The following is a 17,714-nucleotide window of genomic DNA, read 5'->3' on the forward strand; positions in this document are numbered from 1 at the left end:
AGATGAGATTTCTTTAAAGGGTCGTTGGAGACGACAACGTTGATAGGCCACAGATGTAAAGGCAGTGATGTCAAAGTCGAGTGGTACTAATTACCCATAAGCTTATGAATGCTGAGGTCCATGGTTGAATTCTTTTCTGACTTACTTTTACTTTTTTTTTCAATATGTTATGATATTTGTTGCAGCTAGTGTACAAACACCGTAAAGCTGATAACTGAAGATTTTCAGGTATCTATAGCAATGGGGTTCCACCTCTTCCCATCCCGAACAGAGAAGTTAAGCCCATTAGCGCCGATGGTACTGCCAAGTGGTGGGAGAGTAGGTCGATGCCAACTTTTAAGCGTCTTATTCCAAATGGAGTAAGACGCTTTTTTTATGACCTGAAATTTGGAAATCGGATTGATGCTGTCTTATCACTTAATGGTAATATAAGCCCTTATTTGTTGCATCCTTTAGCAGGTCAGGTATCTTGATCGGGATCAAATTCGTTCTGGTCAGCTCCATCTTTAGATTCAATATGGATATTTCTATATCAATTTTAAATGTATTGTTTCTAATATTTTCAATTTACGTCTTATTTAATTTGATGCTAAAAATAGAATTTGCAGATTAATCAAAATTAAAAACCTTTGACATAAGCATTTTGGCATTATTAACTTATTTTTGTTTTGAATCTTTATAATTTTGTAGATCATTATCAAAACATAACGAATTGAAAGCATCAACGATTAAAATTCTTATTGGCCTGTCTGTTTCATGCCTAATCTATTCATGTGCTAATATGGGATATCCTACCGGAGGTGCCAAGGATGAAATCCCACCGGAAGTAAAAGAATGTAATCCGCCCAATTTTTCGACTGAAATTGAAGGTGGTAAGGTGAATATTTATTTTAATGAATTTGTTCAGTTGAAGGAGATTAACGAGAAATTTGTAGTTTCTCCGCCTCTGGATAGAAAACCAACAGTGAATTTACGTGGCAAATCTATCTATGTTGATATGGGGGATAGTTTGAAACCCAATACAACATATACACTTGATTTTGCAGACGGTATTGCTGACAATAATGAGGGAAATCCTTTAGGAAATTTTCAATATGTATTTTCTACCGGAAAGACACTTGATTCGCTGAGTATACAAGGGCATGCTGTAGATGCCTTCACAAGGCTTCCTATTGAGAAAGTTCAAATTTATGCCTATTCCAATCATCAGGATTCTGTTCCTTTAACGACGATTCCTGATTACGTTGCACAAACGGATACGGCCGGACATTTTAATTTGAGTAATTTAAAAGCCGGGACTTATAAGATTTTTGCTTTAGTTGATGGCAACCGGGATTACAAGTACAATGGACCTGGCGAGATTATTGGTTTTTTAGATACCCTTCTGACGCCAACGGCTCAGACGTTCCAGAAAATGGATAGTATTATGCCCGATTCATCAGCTTTGAGAACCTACACGGCATTTAGTCCAGCTGATGTTCATATTAATTTATTTGAGGAAGAGAATCCATTATTATATCTGACTAAGTACGCTAGGACTCGTCGTGAAAAATTAGATTTTGAGTTTTCTTTTAAAAGAACCGATGACTTAAAGATTGATTTTTTAGATGTAAATAGTGATGCCAGTAGTTTTCTTATCGAGAGTAATAACAGACGGGATACTTTATCGTATTGGATTGTGGATTCGAATATTTACAAGAGGGATACTTTAACGGCTGTTTTAAACTATTTAAAGACGGATTCCACCAATCAACTGGTTAGTTTTAGTGATACTGTAAAACTGAATTTTAAAGCCCCTAAAAAGGCTAAGCAAACTAAAAAGCAGGAAAAGAAATCTAAAATTAAAAAGCCTGTTTATGAATTCAAAACCAATATTAAATCCACACAAGATTTGAATAAGGATATTGAATTTGAATTTAATGAACCTCTTGCCGAGTATAATCTTGATAGTATTCAGCTTGTTAAAATCGTCGATACACTAGAGTTTGATGTTCCATTTGAATTTGTAAAGGATTCTGCTTTGTTACGAACCTATCATATGAATGTGAAATGGGAATCAGAAATGAATTATCGATTGGATATTGACTCCACAGCTTTTAAAAATATTTTCGGACTCGAAAGTGATGCCTTTACTAAGAAATTTAAAACGAAGGAATTAGAGTATTATGGCAAAATTCTTTTGAAAGTTGATCAGGTTCACAAGCCTTTAATCGTTCAGATTTTAGAGAATAATAAGAATGAAACACTTATACAAAGTAAAAAGATTTATTCTGATCAGACTATCACTTTTGATTATCTTGAACCTAAAACCTATATCATAAAAGTTATTGAAGATTGGAATGATAACGGGAAATGGGATACGGGTAATTACAAGTTAAAATTACAACCGGAAACCATTCATTATTTCCGTAAGGAGATTAAGGTGCGTTCCAATTGGGATGTAGAAGAAAATGTTGTTTTACCTCAAGCTCATTAAAATTTAGTCTATGTCAGCTCTTTTAGAATTTGCAATTTTCCCTACGGATAAAGGGGACAGTGTTAGTCAGTATGTTAGTCAGGTGATTGAAATGATCCGTGAATCTGGTGTCGATTATCAATTAACGGCAATGGGAACTCTTATTGAAACGGATACATTACAGGAAGCATTGAATATCGTGAATGAGGCTTATGCTATTCTTGAGCCTCACTCTAATCGTGTATATTCAACCATGACTGTAGATATTCAAAAAAATAAGCATAATCGTTTAAAGTCGAAAGTAACGGCTATTGAAAACAAAATTGGTAAGGTTAACCTTTAATATTCCGGATTTGAAATACGCATTTATCTTTCTTTTAATTATCTGTTCATTTACTCAGCTAAAATCTCAGGAACAAGCCGGGATAGAAAACTTTGCTTTTCAATCAGGTGAGAAATTGACCTATCGAGGTTATTACAATTGGGGATTTATTTGGGTAGCTGCCGGCGAAGTTAAGCTTGAAGTGAAAGATGAAGCGTATTCCAATAAACCCGCATACAAAATTGAGGCAGAAGGTAAAACCTTAAAGGCATTTGATTGGTTTTTTAAGCTGCGTGATACCCTTTCGTGTTACGTAGATTCAACCAATTTAAAACCCTTTTATTTTGATAGAAAAACCCATGAAGGGGATTATATTGCCAGACATCAATATTGGTTTGATTATGAAAAAAATCAGGTTTATTCTGAAATAAGAAAAAGACAAAAGCCCATTAAAAAGGATACTTTGGAGAATATGAACATCAGTTCGGATATTGTATCGGTTGCCTACTTTACGCGAAATCTGGATTTTTCAAAGTATAAAAAGAGAGAGAAAATCCCACTTCGCATGCTCATTGATAATGAGATTCACAATTTGTACATCAGGTACAAGGGGATTGAAAAAGTTAAACTTAAAAACGGAGAGGTATATGAATGCCTGAAGTTTTCTCCAATGCTGGTGAAAGGGAATCTTTTTAAAGGAGGCGAAGATATGACCATATGGGTGAGTAACGATAGAAATAGAGTCCCCATTATGGTTGAAGCAAAGGTTTTGATCGGAAGTGTAAAAGGCCTTCTGGATTCTTATGAAGGCCTTAGATCAACGCGAGAATCCTTGTTTAAGAAGAAATCAGGAAGGCTCGAATTTGAATAAAATTGGAATTAATTAATTTTAATTTCGAATAGCTTTGGCCAGCGTTTCCCTGTTACAAAAAGACGATCATTAATAGAATCGTAAGCGATACCATTAAGCACATCATCGCCTTCGATTAATTTTCTTCTTTCAGCAGGAGTCAAAATATCTTTCAGGTTTAAATTCGCTTCAACTTGTCCTGTTTTAGGATTGATTACAACGATACGATCGGTGAGCCAGACGTTGGCGTATATTTTACCGCTGATGTATTCCAATTCGTTTAAATTAGTTATTTCTCCTTTTTCATCGTAAACTTCAATTTCATCAATTTTACCATAGTTTTTGGGATCGACGAAGGTTAGTTTATTACTGCCATCAGAAATTACAAGTTTGTCATCAATAGTTGTGATCCCCCAGCCTTGTCCATTTGTTGTGGGTGGTCTGAAGAAATCTTTTTGCGAAAAATCTTCGGCATCTATCACAAAGGCTTTTTTCGATTGCCAGGTCAATTGAATGATATTCCCTTTGTAATAGGTAATTCCTTCACCAAAGTAGTGAGGTTCAAGTTTCCTGTCAAACAGACTTTCCCCTTTTTTTATATCAACCTTGCGAAGTGTCGATTCCCCAAACTGGCCCGTACCTTCGTACAAATAGCCATCGTGATAAAACAAGCCTTGAGTATAGGATTTTTTATCGTGTGGAAATGTATTTACAATTTTATAGGTTAATTCTTGGGGGGCAGTATTCGGTTTAATATTGAAGTAGGATGAAATATTGCCAACTTTTCCATCTTTGTGATAGGCCATAATTTGGAAGTTATGCTTACCCATTTTTTTCTCGGTAGCAATATGTGAAAAACTCCAGGGCTTTGCATAAAGAGTTTGACTAATTTTACCATCAATAATGAGTTGTACAGAATCTATGTCTTTTGAATTTTTTCTTTTTTTGATTGAAATTTCAATTGTATCTGCTTGGGTAAAAACCTCTCCTCGTTGGGGTTGTTTCAATTTTAAACTGTGAATAAATTCAATGGTTTTTACTTCTGTTTCTTTTTTTGAAAAATTTTTAGGCGTGCCATTGCAAGAACTTAGAAGCGCTAAAATTACAAGAATGATATGAGATTGAATTTTCATATTTTCAGTACGAGATGATGTAAAAAGAGATAAGTTGAAAAAAAATGCCAACCATCAAAGTTAAAATAATGACTTTGATTTCGCAATGATTAAAAAAAAACTGCTCAATTAAATTTGAGCAGTTTTTTTAACTATTTAATGATTTCCCATTCGGAACCATCTTTTGTATCCTTTATGGCTATACCATAACTGGCTAATTCGTCACGAATTTTGTCAGCAGTTGCCCAATCTTTGTTTTGTTTCGCTTCGTTTCTGGTTGTCAATAATAAAGAAATCAGCTTATCAAGAATTTCATTGGTTCCTCCGTCAGCATCTTTCTCGTCTTTTAAGCCCAATACCTCGTAAACCAGGTCGTGATACAGTTTCTTAAGAGACTCCAGTTGTTCTGCTTGAATATTTTCTTTTCCGGCTGCTAATGAATTGATCATCTTTACGCCATCGAAAAGGTGGGCGATTAGAATAGGCGTATTCAAATCGTCGTTTAAAGCTGCATAACATTTTGTATTCAGGTCTTCAACATTAACTGTTGATTCTGATCCGGCCTTAATTTTATCAAGTGTAGCGACAGCTGACATTAATCTATTGAAGCCTTTTTCAGCAGCCTTAAGTGCATCATTCGAAAAATCAAGAGGACTGCGATAGTGCGCCTGCAAAATGAAAAAGCGAATAGTCATTGGGCTATAAGCTTGTTCTAAAACGTCATTATCACCCGAAAAAAGTTGATCAAGCGTAATAAAATTACCCAATGATTTTCCCATTTTCTGACCGTTAATCGTAATCATGTTGTTGTGCATCCAATAACGCACAGCTTCGTGACCATGCGCTCCGGTTGATTGCGCAATCTCACATTCGTGGTGAGGGAATTGCAGATCAAGTCCACCACCATGAATATCAAATTCTGAACCCAGATACTTTTGGCTCATTGCCGAACATTCAAGGTGCCATCCAGGAAAGCCATCGCTCCATTTTGAGGGCCAACGCATGATATGCTCAGGATTCGCTTTCTTCCAAAGTGCAAAATCAAAGCTATTCTTCTTTTCGCTCTGACCATCCAGCTCACGTGTATTTGAAATCAGATCTTCAATCTTTCTTCCCGAGAGTTTACCGTAATCGTGTTGCTTGCTGTATTTTTCCACATCGAAATAAACTGAACCGTTGCTTTCGTATGCAAAGCCATTTTCAAACAATTTATCGATAACCTCCATTTGCTCGATGATATGCCCTGAAGCACGCGGTTCGATACTTGGCTTAAGAACGTTCAGGTCATCCATGTTTTTATGGTAACGATCAGTAAAATACTGAACCACTTCCATGGGTTCCAATTCCTCTAAACGCGCTTTTTGAGCAATTTTATCTTCTCCTTCGTCTGCATCGTTTACAAGGTGTCCTACATCGGTAATGTTACGAACGTAACGTACTTTGTAGCCAGAATGTTTTAAAAAACGGAATAATATATCGAAAGTAATTGCCGGACGAGAATGCCCCAAATGAGCATCACCATATACAGTAGGACCACAAACATATAAGCCAACATGTCCGGGATTAATAGGTGTAAACAGCTCTTTCTTTCGGCTGAGTGTATTGTAAATGTGCAAATTATTTTCCATTGTCTTCATGTTTAGGTATCAGCTACTGCTTGGAGTGACTGTACAGCTTTAAATTGATCAAAAGAATCACTGCTTTCTTTTGGGTGGGTAAAATTATAAAAAAATTATGGCTTCATCTCTTGATTCTGAGGAATAATGCGTGTTAATTTAGTTCTCTTTTAAAGAGTATCAGTCTTATTTTCAAACAGTATAGTCTATTTTAATGTTGAACAGCTATCAAATTTTGATGTAATTTAACAAAATTCATGAGTAACCATTGTGCTTAATCTTTTTATTTTCTTTAATTTATGATACACATAAGATAGCCAAAAGGATTTTATCAGACTAATTGAGTACTTTTGTTCATAGAAGCTACTGGACTTTTGTTTTATCCAGTATTAATATCCATATTATGGTAGGAAAAAGAAAAAAAATACAATCCCGATATAACAAGCAAAGTTTGCAACAGCAGGTGCTTGAAATTTTTGTGAAAGAATCATCGAAGACACTGAATTATAAACAAATTGCTGCTGCCCTTGAAATTAAAGACATGGGTATCAAGCGACTTATTGTTTCCATTTTATATGATTTGGTTGCTTTGGATCAGATTAGCGAAATATCGACGGGAAAATTCAAATTAAAATCAAAAATGGGTACCGTAACTGGAGTTGTTGATATGACATCTCGCGGTTCGGCCTATATTGTTTCAGAGGAAACCGAAGAAGATATTTTTGTGAGTCAGGCAAATCTGAACAGAGCCCTGCATGGTGATCAGGTTAAGGTCTTTTTGTTTGCTCGTAAAAAAAGTAAGCAACCCGAAGGCGAAGTGGTTGAAATTGTAAAAAGAAAGAAAACCAGTTTTGTGGGAACCCTCGAAATTTCGAAGAACTTTGCTTTTTTGATTCCCTTGAGTAAGAACATGCCTTATGATATTTTTATCCCTCTGGGAAAATTAAAAGGTGCTGAAGATGGGGATAAGGTTATTGCTCAAATCACAGAATGGCCTAAAAAATCGAAAAACCCGGTAGGGCAAATTACCGATGTTCTCGGAAAACCTGGCGATAATGATACGGAAATGCATGCCATCCTTGCTGAGTTCGATCTGCCTTATAAGTTTCCGGATCATGTGAATGAAGCCGCCGAGGAAATTTCTGACGAAATCACAAAAGAGGAGATTGCGAAACGTCGCGATTTTAGAGATGTGACGACCTTTACGATTGACCCTGCTGATGCGAAAGATTTTGACGATGCGTTATCGCTTCGTAGGCTTGAAAATGGCAATTGGGAGATTGGTGTACATATAGCCGATGTTACCCATTATGTTCGTCCGGGCAGTATTATCGAGAAAGAAGCAAGTGAGCGTGCGACTTCTGTTTATTTGGTCGATCGTGTGGTTCCGATGTTGCCCGAGCGCTTATCAAATGGACTTTGTTCGCTACGTCCTAATGAGGAAAAGCTAACTTATTCAGCCGTTTTTGAGATGGATGATCATGCTGATGTTCATAAGACATGGATAGGCAGAACAGTAATTTGTTCTGATCGTCGATTTACTTATGAGGAAGCTCAGCAGGTTATTGAAACTGGCGAAGGAGACTTTAAAGAGGAAATTCTGTGTCTTGATAAGTTAGCTAAAAAATTAAGAGAAAGACGATTCAAACAGGGTGCTATTGATTTTGATCGATTTGAGGTGAAGTTTGATATCGATGAAAATGGAAAACCTTTAAGCGTTTATTTTAAGGAATCGAAAGATTCGAATAAGCTGATTGAAGAGTTTATGCTTTTGGCCAATAAGAAAGTTGCCGAATCAGTTGGTCGGGTGCCTAAAGGAAAAACGGCTAAGACTTTTGTATACAGGGTGCATGATCAGCCTAATACTCAAAAATTAGAGACCTTTAATAACTTTATTCATAAGTTTGGTTTTGGAATTAAAACGGCTTCGCCTTCTTCAATTTCGAAGTCGATGAATGAACTGTTGCATAATGTGAAAGGGAATGCCATTCAGAATCTGGTGGAAACTTTAGCCATTCGTTCAATGGCAAAAGCAGAATATACAACCAATAATGTGGGGCATTATGGCTTAAATTTTGATTATTATTCGCATTTTACTTCGCCTATTCGCCGATACCCTGATATGATGATTCATCGTTTGCTAAATCAGTATGAGAATGGTGGTAAATCTGCCAATCAGGATAAAACCGAATCGCAGTGTAAGCATTGCAGCGATATGGAGCAACGTGCAGCTCAGGCGGAACGTTCTTCAATCAAATACAAGCAAGTTGAGTTTATGCTTGACAATGTGGGAGAAGAATTTGATGGCACAATTTCAGGTGTTACAGAATGGGGATTCTATGTTGAACTGAATGACAACAAATGCGAGGGAATGGTTTCAATTCGAGAGCTTGAAGATGATTATTACGAGTTCGATGAAGACAATTATTGCATTGTCGGTCGTCATCATAGAAAAATTTATCAGTTGGGTGACGAAGTGAGAATTCTTGTTGCGAAAGCTAACCTGGCTGCAAAACAACTTGACTTTGTTTTGGCTTAATCATCAAATATAATGATATGAAAAAAGGCTTCAAGCTATATTGCTTGAAGCCTTTTTCGTATAAGTTTATTGCTTGAATAAGGTTTGGAATACTTGTCCCACTTTACTTACAAAGTGAATCTTGATTTTAAACTTTGATGTGTCCAGACCTTTTGAATTGTTTTTAGGAATAAAAATATGTTTGAAACCGAGTTTTTCAGCTTCGCTAATTCGTTGATCAATCCGATTGACCGGACGAATTTCGCTTGACAAACCAATTTCTCCGGCAAAACAGACTTCCTTTGGAAGTGAGATATCCATGCTTGATGAAAGAACGGCTATGATAACTGCTAAATCGATAGCAGGATCGTTAACCTTAATGCCACCTGCAATATTTAGGAAAACATCTTTGGTTCCAATTCGGAAACCGGCACGTTTCTCAAGCACAGCAAGCAGCATATTTAATCGTCTAAGATCGAATCCGGTTGATGAGCGTTGTGGGGTTCCGTAAGCAGCTGTACTAACCAAGGCCTGAACTTCGATCAGAAAGGGACGCATGCCCTCCATTGAGGCTGAAATGGCCACACCACTTAAACTCTCTTCGTTTGAAGAAAGCAAAAGTTCCGAAGGATTGCTCACCTCGCGTAAGCCATTGCTGCGCATTTCGTAAATGCCCATTTCTGAGGTTGATCCAAAACGATTTTTGGTTGCGCGCAGAATACGATACATGTGATTCTGATCCCCTTCGAATTGCAAAACGGTATCGACAATATGTTCCAGAATTTTCGGACCCGCCAAATTACCATCTTTGGTGATATGCCCGATAAGGAGAACAGGAACTGAGGATTCTTTTGCAAATCGTAAAAGTTGCGCGGTGCATTCTCTGATTTGTGAAACAGAACCTGGCGCCGATTCAACGACCTGAGTACCCAAAGTTTGAATGGAATCAATCACCAAAATATCAGGTTTGGTATTTTTGATATGAGAAAATATATTCTCCATTGAAGTTTCGCTCACGATTAAACACCTGTCGTTATCCGAGTTTAATCGATTGCCTCTTAATTTTATTTGCTGTGCACTCTCTTCACCTGAAATATAAAGGGTGGTGTGATTTTTTAGATTTAAAGCAATCTGTAAAGCCAAAGTTGATTTCCCTATACCCGGTTCGCCCCCAATTAAAACCATCGATCCGGGAACCAGACCGCCTCCTAAAACCCGATTCAATTCATTATTCTGGGTGTCGTATCGTTTTTCTTCAGAGGTTTCAATATCCGAAATTTTTTGCGGCTTGTTTGGAGTCTGCCCATTACTTCCAACAGTTTGCTTATTGTTTGTTTTTACAATCACCTCTTCGACAAAGGTGTTCCATTCTCCACAAGAGGGGCATTTCCCAACCCATTTAGGCGATTCAACACCACAGTTTTGACAGAAAAAAGCAGTTTTTGTTTTTGGAGGCATAGCTATAAAGGTTAAAGAAGAAAAGGATAAAGTTGGTTGATAAACTCTGGTTGTAAGGTTAAGATTTTTAACTTATTAGTGTGTATTGATGATTTTATTAATGATTCCGGTAGAGGAGAACCCTTCGATAAAATCGAGCGTAATGATTTCGCCGCCTTTTGCTTTTACGATATCGTATCCCACAATATCTTCCGCATTGTAATCACTACCTTTTACCAGAACGTCAGGTTGAACAAATTTAATCAAGTCGTAGGGAGTTTCTTCATCGAAAAAGACCACCATATCTATAAAGGCAAGTGAAGCTAAGAGTAATGCTCTTGAGTATTCATCGTTTATAGGGCGGTTTGGGCCTTTTAAGCGTTGTACAGAAGCATCTGTATTTAAACCCATCACAAGTTTATGCCCCAAATTTGAAGCTTGAGCAAGATATTCCAAATGCCCACGATGTACAATGTCGAAACAGCCATTGGTAAAGACAATTTTCTCCTCTTTAAAACGCCAGGTTTGTAGGGTGGCAAAGGCCGATTCTTTTTCTGTAAATATTTTATTTTTGATGATTTCGAGTTTATTCATAGATGCTTTTCTGAAAATTGAACTCTAAGGTTCAGAATTGTTTAAAAAATAAGGGGAAGTTAATCATTCTCGATATGGCTACCAAAGAAAAAAGGCTGTTCGAAATGAACAGCCTTGTGTGTATCGCAAATTGATTGTTTAGATCAATTTATTGGTATCTGTGTCAGGGAAAACCAAGCAAGGCTCCCAGGTCTTAGCTTCCTCAAATTCCATTGAGGCGTAGGATATGATAATAACCACATCACCTACAGCGCACTTACGAGCAGCAGGACCATTTAAACAAATAGTACCAGAGCCTCTTTCACCTCTAATCACGTAAGTTTCCAGACGTTCACCATTGTTAACGTTAACAATCTGCACTTTTTCGTTTTCAATAAGATTGGCAGCATCCATCAAATCCTCGTCGATGGTTACAGACCCAACGTATTGCAGATTCGCACTGGTAACAGTTGCTTTGTGAATCTTCGATTTGCAAACTTCAATATACATGTCGCTTAAAACTAAATATTATAAAGAAATATTATCTATCAATCTCACTTTTCCAACTTGAACGGTGATACAAGCAATTCGATTGTTCGAATCTTCCCATTTTTCAATGGATTTTAAACTTGTATCATCAACAATTTCAAAGTATTCAACTTCTAGATAAGCGTTATTATTAATCTCGCTTATAACCCATTCTTTTAATTGGGATACGCCAAAATCGGGCACTAAGTTACAAGCTTTAAATAAAGTTTCAGATATTTTTACAGCATTTTTTCTTTCCACCTCTGAAAGCAGCATGTTTCTTGAACTCATTGCAAGACCATCTAACTCCCTAATAATGGGGCATGACACTATATTTATGTCTAATTTAAGATCCTTTGTCATCTGCTTAATAACAGCAACTTGTTGGTAATCTTTTTGTCCAAAATAGGCATTATCAGGTGTAATATAATCGAATAATTTACTCACAACCTGTGCAACTCCGTTAAAATGACCGGGTCGATTCTTGCCTTCCATCACCTTATCAAGATCACCAAAGTCAAAAACACGTGTGTCCGGCTCAGGGTAAACCTCTTCAACTTCCGGAATAAAAACGATATCGGGTTGAAATTTAGATAATAGCTCCAAATCTTTGTCCAGAATTCTCGGATAAGTTTTTAAATCATTAGGGTTATTAAATTGAGTAGGATTTACGAAAATACTAACTACAGTAATGTCGTTTTCCTTTTTTGATTGTTCAACTAATGATAGATGACCATCGTGTAAAGCCCCCATCGTGGGAACAAAACCAACACGTTTACCCTTTGCTTTGTATTCGCTAATGATTGACCGTGTTTCAGCAATTAATTTAACTATTTGCATCATTATAATTTCTATTGCCAATAGAAGGCAATTTTATCGGCTATTATCTGTTTAATCAATAAATAGATAATAACTGTTGGTTTATTAGTCTTATTATTAGATAGTCATACAATAAGTTTCTTAACAGATCGTTTGAAAATCCTGTACGAATGAAAGTGCAAATAAATAAAATTAATAAATACGAAGTTCATTATGTGGTCATTTAATTGTACACTAGCTGTTTTAGATCGGCTTAAGTAGAAGTATTACAAATTATTTTCTTAATTTTGCACGGATAATCTGTATTACAATATTAGCGATCACATGGAAAAGACAAAAGTACTGTTTGTATCACAAGAAATAATGCCTTACCTCCCTGAATCTGAGATGTCTAAAGTGGGTAGATATTTGCCACAAGGAATCCAAGAGAAAGGAAAAGAAATCAGAACATTCATGCCACGATACGGTTGTATCAACGAAAGACGAAATCAGCTACATGAAGTTATTCGTTTATCGGGTATGAACCTTATAATTGATGATACGGATCACCCATTGATAATTAAAGTCGCGTCAATTCAGGCTGCAAGAATGCAGGTTTATTTCATTGATAATGATGATTATTTTCACCGCAAGAAAGTTTTGTTAGAGGATGATGGGCAGGCTTTTGCTGACAACGATGAAAGAGCTATTTTCTTTGCTCGTGGGGTTTTGGAAACAGTTAAGAAATTACGTTGGGCACCTGATGTGGTTCACTGTCAGGGATGGTTTACCGGACTTCTACCTTTATATTTAAAGAAAGCATTTAACGAAGATCCGTTATTTACCGACACTAAGGTTGTTTTCTCAATGTATGATGATGAATTTCCAACTACATTTAGTAGCGATTTTGCTGAAAAATCACTGATTGAGGGGGTTAAAGCTGAGGATGTTAAGATTCTTGAAAATGCTGATTATCTAGCGATAAATAAGTTAGCTATTGATTGGTCTGATGCTGTTATTATGGGAAGTCCTTCAATTAATGAGGATTTGCTTGCATATGCTAAGGCGTCAGGCAAAACTTTCATGGAATATAAAAACGGAGAAGAGTATGTTCAAGCCTACTCAGATTTGTATGACAGTTTGGTTAGCGAATAGTTAATCCGTTAAAAAAATATAATTGGTGAGTTTAAAACGATTGTTTTAAACTCACCATTTTTTTTAGGCTAAAATTTGTTTGTTAGTATTGAATCCTTCGCGTATATTTGAAGGAAATTATGATTATTTACTGATATTAAGGACATTTATTTCCTTTTTATTTCAGATTGATTGATAAAAGAAATAGGGACTTTAGTCCTAAAAATGGAACCTTAAATAGATATTTATACTATGTGTGGAATAGTTGGATATATTGGAAAAAGGGATGCCTATCCTATTCTAATAAATGGATTAAAAAGACTTGAATACAGAGGTTACGATTCTGCAGGAATTGCTTTAAGAACTGATGAAACTCGTGTTTTTAAATGTAAAGGTAAAGTTCAGGATCTTGAGAATCATGTAGAAGGTTTGGATATCTCGGGACATATTGGGATCGGGCATACACGTTGGGCGACTCATGGAGAACCTAATGATGAAAATGCTCATCCCCACCGTTCGATGAATAATAAGTTTGTGATCATTCATAATGGGATCATTGAGAATTATTCGTCTTTAAGAGAGAAATTAATACGCAGAGGTTACAAATTTTCCAGTGAGACAGATACTGAGGTATTGGCCAATCTGATTGAGTACATTTACCTTAAAGGGAATGTAACAGCTGAGATGGCTGTGCGTTTGGCTCTTTCAAAGGTGGTTGGTGCTTATGGTCTGGTTGTTATTTGCGAAGATGAACCGGATCAATTAGTTGCTGCTCGAAAGGGGAGTCCACTTGTAATTGGTGTTGGTAAAGGCGAATATTTTTTAGCTTCGGATGCGACACCTATTATTGAGTATACGCAAAGCGTTATTTATTTAAATGACGATGATGTTGCTATTATTAGCCGTGATGAGTTAACACTTAAAACAATTCACAACGATAAGTTGACGCCACATATTCAGGAATTGGATTTGGATATTGAGCAGATTGAGAAAAACGGTTACGAGCATTTCATGTTAAAGGAAATTTTCGAACAAACTCAATCAATTAAAGATACTTTCCGTGGACGTGTTGTTCCAGCATCAAAGGAACTTTTCCTGGGTGGAATAAATGAAGTTATTCCTAAGTTGGTTGAGGCGCGTCGAATTCTAATAATTGGCTGCGGGACTTCATGGCATGCAGGAATGGTTGGTGAATACTTGTTCGAAGAATTTGCCAGAGTTCCGGTTGAAGTTGAATACGCTTCGGAATTTCGTTACAGAAATCCGGTTATTTATAATGATGATATCGTTTTGGCTATTAGCCAAAGTGGTGAAACAGCTGATACCTTAGCGGCAATCAATCTTGCTAAAGAAGCAGGAGCTACAGTTTTAGGTATTTGTAATGTTGTTGGTTCAAGTATTCCTAGAAATACCGATGCCGGAGTTTATACTCATGCAGGGCCTGAAATTGGTGTAGCTTCAACAAAGGCATTTACTGCTCAGGTAACTGTTTTGACGATGATGGCTATGTTGGTAGGTTACAGAAAAGGGACCCTGTCAAAAGAGGAATACGAGAAGCATATTGATGAACTGGCTTGTTTACCAGAAAAGATCAAATCTATTTTGGATAAGAGTGAGGCAATCAAGGAATTATCAGCAAAATATGTTGATTCGACCAATGCTTTATATCTTGGACGAGGTTATCTTTTCCCGGTTGCATTGGAAGGTGCACTTAAGTTGAAAGAGATTTCTTACATTCATGCTGAGGGATATCCTGCTGCAGAGATGAAACATGGTCCTATTGCTCTGATTGATGAACAAATGCCAGTTTTTGTAGCAGCAACTAAGGATAAGTCTTATGAGAAAATTGTAAGTAATATTCAAGAAGTTAAGGCTCGTAAAGGACATGTTATTGCCATTGTTACTGAGGGTGATACTGTGATTAAAGGTATGGCTGATCATGTGATTGAAATTCCGGAAACGCTTGAAGCTCTTGCTCCACTATTGACAGTGATTCCATTCCAGTTGATTTCTTATTACATCGCAGTATTGAGAGGATGTAATGTTGATCAACCACGAAATCTGGCAAAATCAGTTACTGTAGAATAACAGTGTACGATACAGATATATTTAAAGCGATACTGAAAAGTGTCGCTTTTTTTATTTTTGAGCCAAACATTTTCTTTATCTTGGGTTTTGATCTCTAAATTAAGTTTGAATATGACCTCAAAGATTAAAATTGTAATTAGTGACTTGGATGGGACACTTTTGCCAGCTCAGGCTGAGGTCAGTGATTGTGATCTTCAAACTCTAAAGAAACTTCGGGATGAGAAAATCGTCAGAGTCATCGCTACCGGGCGAAATCTTTATTCTGTGCTTTCAGTCCTGCCAGATGATTTTCCGATTGATTATTTAATTTTTGCATCGGGTGCCGGTATTTATGATTGGAAAACGAAGCAATTGATCTTTTCTCAAAAACTGGACTCAGAGCTTGTACATGAAATTTCATTGGAATTGATGAGCTTAGAGAACGATTTCATGATTCTGGATCCAATCCCCAAAAACCATCAATTTGCTTATTACCGATCGGGAAAAACGAATCCTGATTTCGACAGGCGCTTAAGTTTGTATAAGCCTTTTGCCAGCCCTATTGGTCATTCAGATGATACCAGAAGGGATGCCTGTCAATTGTTGGTGATTTTATCCAACTGTGTTAATGGTTTCAATCAATTGAAAGCTAAATTTGATAAGGTAAAGATTATCAGAGCAACCTCCCCTTTGGATCATGAATCCATTTGGATGGAAATTTTTCCTCTGCATATATCTAAAGCGTACGGAGCCGAGTGGTTGTGCACTTATCTGGATATTGATCCCGGATTATCTATGGTGATTGGGAATGATTATAACGATTTGGACCTATTGGAATGGGGAAAATACCCCTTTGTTGTGTCTAATGCCCCTAAGGAGCTGAAAGAAAAATATGAAGTATCGAAAGCCGCTGATGAAAGTGGATTCTCGTATGCAGTTGACCGGATTTTGAAATCGAACCTAAAATTGAAAGCATAAAAAAAGCCACCCGAAGGCAGCTTTTTTGAAGTATTAAACTTTCTAGAAGTTGTAAGTAATACCGATACTTGGAATAAAAGCGGTGTTTTGATATTCTCCGCCAAAATTTTGTGATTTTGTATTTGTATCATAAGCTTCTCTTTTTTCACCTTTTGAATAGATGAAAGCAGCATCAATACTGAACTTCTCATTCAGTAGGTAAGAGAAACCTCCTGTGATTCCAATTTTGTTTGCACCTGGAGTCTCAGGAGCATAATATTTATCGTTAGTAGGTGTTTCGTCGTAATAGAAACCCGCACGTAAGTCGAGTTTTTCATTTGCTGAATACTGAGCACCAATACGGTAAGTCATGGAGTTATCCCACTCACGTTTATTTAAAGAATTTAGAGCTGCTGCATCTTTTGAAACGAATTCAAGTTTCTTATATACTGACCATTCAACGAAATTTACATCGGCTGACACTAACCATTTCTCATCAATTTGATAAGCCAGACCAACATTTAAACTTGCAGGTAGAGGTAAGGTTGCAGTGAAACTTCCGTCTTTTACTCCCATCGCATTATATCCGGCAACTAAAGCAGGCGGTACGGTTGAAGGGAAAGAAAATTTACCTTCACCTTCGCTATCATCTAGTTCAATATCAACTTTTGAACGGTAAGAAATACCAATGTTAAGCTTTTCAGTAGGTTGTAAGAAGATACCCAAGTTATAACCATATTTGATGGTATTACCACTCAGTTGAGCACTACCATCTGTAATATATGACCCATCAGCAGGGTTCATAATAGGAAATGCTTTATTCAATTCAAATTCACCATAAACGATGTTTAAACCAGCACCAACAGAAAGCCATTCATTTAACTGATATGATACGGTTGGCTGAATGTAAATCGATTTCATCGAAATATCCTGAATTAGATATTTTCCTGCCCAATTATCACCCCAAACATTAGAGCTACCAAACGGAGTATAAACAGCCAAACCAACTGCTAATTTATCCGTCAATTTAGCAGATCCATAAAGATAGAAAGGCGTTGATACCGGGTTGTCAGTTTCTGTGTTTAAAGCAGAACTCGATAAGTTAGTGTATTCTGTGTTCGACCAAACTAAACTACCCCCCATTGATAGGGAGTATTTTGCATTCAGAGTTGCAAGTGCCCCAGGGTTAAATTGCATACTACTGGCATCCCAGTTGATGGCAACACCTACGTGTCCCATCCCGGTTTGTTTGGCACCTTGAACATTAACGGCATAACCTTCCGCTTTTACGCTATAAGTGACAGCAATAAGAGCTATTGCTAAATAAATTTTTCTTAACATGATTTT

Annotated in this window: 14 protein-coding genes and 2 rRNA genes; 9 read left to right on the forward strand and 7 right to left on the reverse strand. The window is 36.8% G+C overall.

Annotated features, from left to right (window positions below; all coding sequences use genetic code 11):
* The 5 genes from EO244_RS10545 to EO244_RS10565 form a co-directional block, all read left to right on the forward strand.
* Positions 1 to 110, forward strand: a 23S ribosomal RNA gene (locus EO244_RS10545); the annotation flags it as partial.
* A 114-nt stretch (positions 111 to 224) separates the two neighbouring features.
* A 5S ribosomal RNA gene (rrf, locus tag EO244_RS10550) occupies positions 225 to 335 on the forward strand.
* Positions 336 to 712: 377 nt separating this feature from the next.
* Complete coding sequence (locus EO244_RS10555) at positions 713 to 2,476, forward strand: Ig-like domain-containing protein (RefSeq protein ID WP_129254643.1); 1,764 nt, start codon at positions 713 to 715, stop codon at positions 2,474 to 2,476.
* A gap of 10 nt (positions 2,477 to 2,486) precedes the next feature.
* Positions 2,487 to 2,798 carry an MTH1187 family thiamine-binding protein gene (locus tag EO244_RS10560; protein ID WP_129254644.1) on the forward strand — a complete coding sequence of 104 codons (312 nt, stop codon included), beginning with the start codon at positions 2,487 to 2,489 and terminating at the stop codon, positions 2,796 to 2,798.
* A gap of 10 nt (positions 2,799 to 2,808) precedes the next feature.
* Positions 2,809 to 3,648, forward strand: coding sequence for a DUF3108 domain-containing protein (locus tag EO244_RS10565; RefSeq protein WP_164977469.1), 840 nt, complete (start codon positions 2,809 to 2,811; stop codon positions 3,646 to 3,648).
* An 8-nt stretch (positions 3,649 to 3,656) separates the two neighbouring features.
* Here EO244_RS10565 and EO244_RS10570 read toward each other — a convergent pair whose 3' ends face one another.
* Both EO244_RS10570 and cysS read right to left on the reverse strand, forming a co-directional pair.
* A complete protein-coding gene (locus EO244_RS10570; protein ID WP_129254646.1) occupies positions 3,657 to 4,760 on the reverse strand; it encodes a glutaminyl-peptide cyclotransferase in 1,104 nt (367 codons plus the stop codon).
* A 131-nt stretch (positions 4,761 to 4,891) separates the two neighbouring features.
* Entirely contained in the window at positions 4,892 to 6,367 is a 1,476-nt protein-coding gene (gene cysS, locus EO244_RS10575) for a cysteine--tRNA ligase (RefSeq protein WP_129254647.1), read from the reverse strand.
* Positions 6,368 to 6,758: 391 nt separating this feature from the next.
* Between cysS and rnr the strand changes: the two genes are divergently transcribed.
* Positions 6,759 to 8,894, forward strand: coding sequence for a ribonuclease R (rnr, locus tag EO244_RS10580; protein WP_129254648.1), 2,136 nt, complete (start codon positions 6,759 to 6,761; stop codon positions 8,892 to 8,894).
* A gap of 66 nt (positions 8,895 to 8,960) precedes the next feature.
* Here the strand turns inward: rnr and radA are convergent, their stop codons facing one another.
* The 4 genes from radA to panC form a co-directional block, all read right to left on the reverse strand.
* Complete coding sequence (radA, locus tag EO244_RS10585) at positions 8,961 to 10,331, reverse strand: DNA repair protein RadA (RefSeq protein ID WP_129254649.1); 1,371 nt, start codon at positions 10,329 to 10,331, stop codon at positions 8,961 to 8,963.
* Between the two features lie 75 nt (positions 10,332 to 10,406).
* Positions 10,407 to 10,904 carry a D-glycero-beta-D-manno-heptose 1-phosphate adenylyltransferase gene (gene rfaE2, locus EO244_RS10590; RefSeq protein ID WP_129254650.1) on the reverse strand — a complete coding sequence of 166 codons (498 nt, stop codon included), beginning with the start codon at positions 10,902 to 10,904 and terminating at the stop codon, positions 10,407 to 10,409.
* Between the two features lie 138 nt (positions 10,905 to 11,042).
* Positions 11,043 to 11,393 carry an aspartate 1-decarboxylase gene (gene panD, locus EO244_RS10595; RefSeq protein ID WP_129254651.1) on the reverse strand — a complete coding sequence of 117 codons (351 nt, stop codon included), beginning with the start codon at positions 11,391 to 11,393 and terminating at the stop codon, positions 11,043 to 11,045.
* A gap of 18 nt (positions 11,394 to 11,411) precedes the next feature.
* On the reverse strand, positions 11,412 to 12,251 hold the full coding sequence (gene panC / locus EO244_RS10600; RefSeq protein WP_129254652.1) for a pantoate--beta-alanine ligase: 840 nt from the start codon (positions 12,249 to 12,251) through the stop codon (positions 11,412 to 11,414).
* 303 nt (positions 12,252 to 12,554) lie between these two features.
* Here panC and EO244_RS10605 point away from each other — a divergent pair, with 303 nt between their 5' ends.
* The 3 genes from EO244_RS10605 (at position 12,555) to EO244_RS10615 (ending at position 16,388) form a co-directional block, all read left to right on the forward strand.
* Positions 12,555 to 13,364, forward strand: coding sequence for a glycogen/starch synthase (locus tag EO244_RS10605; RefSeq protein WP_129254653.1), 810 nt, complete (start codon positions 12,555 to 12,557; stop codon positions 13,362 to 13,364).
* A 231-nt stretch (positions 13,365 to 13,595) separates the two neighbouring features.
* Positions 13,596 to 15,431 carry a glutamine--fructose-6-phosphate transaminase (isomerizing) gene (gene glmS, locus EO244_RS10610; RefSeq protein WP_129254654.1) on the forward strand — a complete coding sequence of 612 codons (1,836 nt, stop codon included), beginning with the start codon at positions 13,596 to 13,598 and terminating at the stop codon, positions 15,429 to 15,431.
* Between the two features lie 111 nt (positions 15,432 to 15,542).
* Positions 15,543 to 16,388 (forward strand): HAD family hydrolase, encoded by an 846-nt coding sequence (locus tag EO244_RS10615; protein WP_129254655.1) that lies wholly within the window; start codon positions 15,543 to 15,545, stop codon positions 16,386 to 16,388.
* Between the two features lie 42 nt (positions 16,389 to 16,430).
* Here EO244_RS10615 and EO244_RS10620 read toward each other — a convergent pair whose 3' ends face one another.
* Positions 16,431 to 17,708, reverse strand: a complete 1,278-nt coding sequence (locus EO244_RS10620) for an OmpP1/FadL family transporter (RefSeq protein WP_129254656.1) — start codon at positions 17,706 to 17,708, stop codon at positions 16,431 to 16,433.
* Positions 17,709 to 17,714: the final 6 nt, after the last annotated feature.

The organism is Ancylomarina salipaludis (assembly GCF_004122035.1).
GTDB classification, from domain to species: domain Bacteria; phylum Bacteroidota; class Bacteroidia; order Bacteroidales; family Marinifilaceae; genus Ancylomarina; species Ancylomarina salipaludis.